Annotated in this window: 6 protein-coding genes; 5 read left to right on the forward strand and 1 reads right to left on the reverse strand. The window is 46.3% G+C overall.

Features of this window, described 5'->3' with window-relative positions:
• From F6J94_RS27540 to F6J94_RS27560, 5 genes are all read left to right on the forward strand, one after another.
• Nucleotides 1–662: GTP-binding protein (locus F6J94_RS27540; protein ID WP_293046165.1), on the forward strand; the 662-nt coding region annotated here is incomplete at its 5' end.
• A 261-nt stretch (nucleotides 663–923) separates the two neighbouring features.
• Nucleotides 924–1082, forward strand: coding sequence for a hypothetical protein (locus F6J94_RS27545; RefSeq protein ID WP_293046168.1), 159 nt, complete (start codon nucleotides 924–926; stop codon nucleotides 1080–1082).
• On the forward strand, nucleotides 1046–1480 hold the full coding sequence (locus tag F6J94_RS27550) for a nuclear transport factor 2 family protein (RefSeq protein ID WP_075905743.1): 435 nt from the start codon (nucleotides 1046–1048) through the stop codon (nucleotides 1478–1480). Before F6J94_RS27545 ends, F6J94_RS27550 begins: the two co-directional genes overlap by 37 nt.
• Nucleotides 1481–1553: 73 nt before the next feature.
• Entirely contained in the window at nucleotides 1554–1676 is a 123-nt protein-coding gene (locus tag F6J94_RS27555; protein WP_293046172.1) for a hypothetical protein, read from the forward strand.
• A gap of 139 nt (nucleotides 1677–1815) precedes the next feature.
• The gene (locus tag F6J94_RS27560) at nucleotides 1816–2715 is read left to right on the forward strand and encodes an Rpn family recombination-promoting nuclease/putative transposase (protein ID WP_293046175.1); all 900 of its coding nucleotides are present in this window, start codon (nucleotides 1816–1818) and stop codon (nucleotides 2713–2715) included.
• A gap of 36 nt (nucleotides 2716–2751) precedes the next feature.
• On the opposite strand, the gene F6J94_RS27565 is transcribed toward F6J94_RS27560, so the two are convergent.
• Nucleotides 2752–3996 (reverse strand): WD40 repeat domain-containing protein, encoded by a 1245-nt coding sequence (locus F6J94_RS27565; protein ID WP_293046178.1) that lies wholly within the window; start codon nucleotides 3994–3996, stop codon nucleotides 2752–2754.
• Between the last annotated feature and the right edge of the window lie 39 nt (nucleotides 3997–4035).

The following is a 4035-nucleotide window of genomic DNA, read 5'->3' on the forward strand; positions in this document are numbered from 1 at the left end:
TTGATCCTGCCCCGGTAATTCAAACCTTTTTTGTGGATGAAGAGATTCAAACCCAGTTAGACCTTGATGCCGTGGTAACGGTAGTTGATGCTAAGCATATTTTAGAGCACTGGGATAGTGATGAAGCCCAGGAACAAATTGCTTTCGCTAATGTGATTTTGCTCAATAAAATTGATTTAGTAGACCCTCAACAACTAGAGGAGTTAGAGCAAAAAATCAAAGCCATGAATGGTTTAGTGAAAATTTATCGTACCCAAAACTCAGACGTTGAAATGGATTCAGTGTTAGGGGTGCGGGCTTTTGACCTTAAACAAGCTCTAGACATTGACCCGGACTTGTTAGGAGAAGATGCTCATGAACATGATGAATCCGTTTTTTCCTTTGCCATTGTAGAATCAGGAGCAGTAGATTTGGAAAAATTAAACACATGGCTAAGGGAATTATTACAGAGCCAAGGGCAAAATATTTTCAGAATGAAAGGTATTCTTAATGTGATGGGAGAAGAGAATCGATTTGTCTTCCAGGGAGTACATATGATTTTTGAGGGTCGTCCCGACCGTGCTTGGAAACCAGACGAAACCAGAAAAAATGAGTTAGTCTTTATTGGTCGCAATCTTGATGAAAACCAATTTCGTCAGGATTTCCAAGCCTGTCTTGTTTAGAGTTTGTTATAGCGGTTTTCAATTTGGTTAGGTACAGAGTTTCTGGTTTTAGGGAACAGGGAACAGGGAACAGGGAATAGGGAAGAGAAAAGAGTAACCCACCCCTAACCCCTCCCAGGAGGGGAAGAGGGAACAGGCCAAAAATTATGTGTACCTCATTAGACTAAAAACCGCTATAATAATTAAGCTAATGCGCTACGCCCACGCTACGCGAAAAGCTATAAGCTATCAGCGTTTTTCATAACTATCAGGTACACAGGATTGTTTTCCCTCTTACCTACTCCCTACTCCCTACTCCCTACTCCCTGTTCCCTGTTCCCTGTTCCCTGTTCCCTAAAAGCCTATAATTTGTACCTCACCAAATTTAAAACCGCTATCTATCTATGGAAACTAAACCACCCCTACCTCCTTTTACCTTAGAAAGTGCAACCGCTAAGGTTCAAGCTGCTGAAGATGCCTGGAATACCCGCAATCCCGAGAAAGTTGCTCTCGCTTATACCATTGATTCGGAATGGCGCAATCGTGCCGAATTTATTAGTGGTCGAGAGGAAATTATTGCGTTTCTGAAGCGCAAATGGGCAAAAGAATTAGATTATCGCCTGAGAAAACGACTTTGGAGTTTTATGGATAATCGCATCTCAGTTTGCTTTGAATATGAATGGCATGATGATTCTGGGTTTTGGTATCGTGCTTATGGCAATGAAAATTGGGAATTTGCGGAAAATGGTTTAATGAAGAGACGGGAAGCTAGTATTAATGATGTACCGATTAAAGAGTCTGAAAGAAAATTTTTGTGGGAACGGTCTGTAATTTCTTGACAGCCGTAGGGTGTGTTGGGACGGGCTCGCACTGATTTTCTGCCTCGTAGTGTTGGGATAGCCCTTCCGAAAATTGCCACAGGCTGGAAGCCTGTTCCACAAAGTGTTGGAACGCCCTTCCGAAAATTGCCACAGGCTGGAAGCCTGTTCCACGACTGATGCCCGTTCCACCCAACGGTTCAAACAGCAAAGGTGAGATGCACCCCAATAGGCAATAGGGGCAACAGCTGCATAGTTTTTTAGTAAAATCAAAAAGATGCAGCCAATCCAGAAATAGGGAGATAGACGAAATTAAAGCTAATAAAAATACCTTCTTATTGATATGAACGTTTGATATGGTTTTCCCCTTGCCAGATAAATATATTGATCTGCTCACGGATTTCGGTTTTAAGCGCGTCTTTGGTACTGAGCCAAATAAGGCACTGTTGATTGATTTCTTGAATACGCTGTTGCCTCCTCACCATCAGATTCAGGATGTCACCATTAAGAATCCAGAGTTCCTGGGTAACACCTTAGTAGACAGAAGAGCAATTTTTGATATTTATTGCCAGAGCACAAGCGGTGAACGCTTCATTGTGGAAATGCAAAAGGCAAAACAAACGTTCTTCAAAGACCGCAGTGTTTACTATGCCACTTTCCCCATCCAAGAACAGGCGCAACAGGGAAATTGGAATTATAAGCTAACGGCAGTCTACACTGTCGGTATTCTGGATTTTTGTTTTGATGACCATAAGCAGGATTCAGAACTGTTGCATGTGGTAGAGCTAAAAAATCAGCGGTGTGAAGTGTTCTACGATAAGTTGAAATTCATCTATGTGGAACTACCAAAATTTACTAAATCTGTTGATCAACTAGACACCCATTTTGATAAGTGGTTATTTTTATTGAGGCATCTCGCAAGCTGTAATGCTCCCCCTGAACCGTTGCAAGGGAATGTGTTTGCCCAGCTATTTGAGGTGGCCGAAATTGCCAATTTCTCCTCTGAAGAGCAAGCCCTGTACCAGGATAGTCTGAAGGTGTACCGGGATATGTACAGTGTTAATCAAACCTTGATTCAGGAAGGTCTTGAACAGGGTCTTGAACAAGGTAGACAAGAAGGTCTTGAACAAGGTAGACAAGAAGGTGAACAAGCAGGTATACAAAAGATTGCTAAACAGATGAAGGCAGCAGGGTTATCCCTGAAGGATATTGCTCAATATACTGGGTTGAGTGTGGATGACATTGATCAGTTGTGAGCGAGCCTCTGAACCTCAACATTGAACCTCTGAACCTCAACGTTGAACCGATTCCCGACTCCCGACTCCCGATTCCCGATTCCCGATTCCCTCTTCCTGACATACTGTTAACTTCTCTTTAGCTCCAGGATTCCTAACAAAGTAATCTTCCAGCAATTCACAGCCCCTAGCTAGCAGCTCACCTAAACTTTCCACCTTCCAAATTCTGGCAGTGCCGTCTGCTGAAGCAGTGGCCAGGGTCTTTCCATCAGGGCTGAATGCTACACTTAATACCCAGTTCTGATGCCCGGTGAGTACGGCTAATTGATTGCCCTTTTTGTCCCAAATTCTGGCGGTGTTGTCAAATGAAGCCGTGGCCAGCCTCTGTCCATCCGGGCTGAAGGCTACACTTAATACCCTAGACTGATGCCCGGTGAGCACGGCGATTTCATTGCCCTGGTTGTCCCAAATTCTGGCGGTGTTGTCAAATGAAGCCGTGGCCAGCCTCTGTCCATCCGGGCTGAAGGCTACACTAAATACCCTAGACTGATGCCCGGTGAGCACGGCAATTTCATTGCTCTGGTTGTCCCAAATTCTGGCGGTGTTGTCATCTGAAGCCATGGCCAGCCTCTGTCCATCCGGGCTGAAGGCTACACTTGTTACCCTGTCCTGATGCCCGGTGAGCACGGCGATTTCATTGCCCTGGTTGTCCCAAATTCTGGCGGTGTGGTCCGATGAAGCAGTGGCCAGCCTCTGTCCATCCGGGCTGAAGGCTACACTTAATACCGAGTCCTGATGCCCGGTGAGCACGGCGATTTCATTGCCCTGGTTGTCCCAAATTCTGGCGGTTTTGTCTGCTGAAGCAGTGGCCAGCCTCTGTCCATCCGGGCTGAAGGCTACACTAAATACCCTGGATTGATGCCCGGTGAGCACGGCGATTTCATTGCCCTGGTTGTCCCAAATTCTGGCGGTGTGGTCCGATGAAGCAGTGGCCAGCCTCTGTCCATCCGGGCTGAAGGCTACACTAAATACCCAGTTCTGATGCCCGGTGAGCACGGCGATTTGATTGCCCTGGTTGTCCCAAATTCTGGCGGTGTGGTCCCATGATGCCGTGGCCAGCCTCTGTCCATCCGGGCTGAAGGCTACACTTAATACCCTAGACTGATGCCCGGTGAGCACGGCGATTTCATTGCCCTGGTTGTCCCAAATTCTGGCGGTGTGGTCCGATGAAGCAGTGGCCAGCCTCTGTCCATCCGGGCTGAAGGCTACACTTAATACCGAGTCCTGATGCCCGGTGAGCACGGCGATTTCATTGCCCTGGTTGTCCCAAATTCTGGCGGT

Origin of the sequence: Moorena sp. SIO1F2 (assembly GCF_010672755.1) — a bacterium.
GTDB lineage: Bacteria > Cyanobacteriota > Cyanobacteriia > Cyanobacteriales > Coleofasciculaceae > Moorena.

What these genes read in the sequence shown, in the direction of transcription:
- F6J94_RS27550 (WP_075905743.1), top strand. Translation starts at nt 1,046, where the DNA reads ATGGAAACTAAACCACCCCTACCTCCTTTTACCTTAGAAAGTGCAACC.
- F6J94_RS27560 (WP_293046175.1), top strand. Translation starts at nt 1,816, where the DNA reads ATGGTTTTCCCCTTGCCAGATAAATATATTGATCTGCTCACGGATTTC.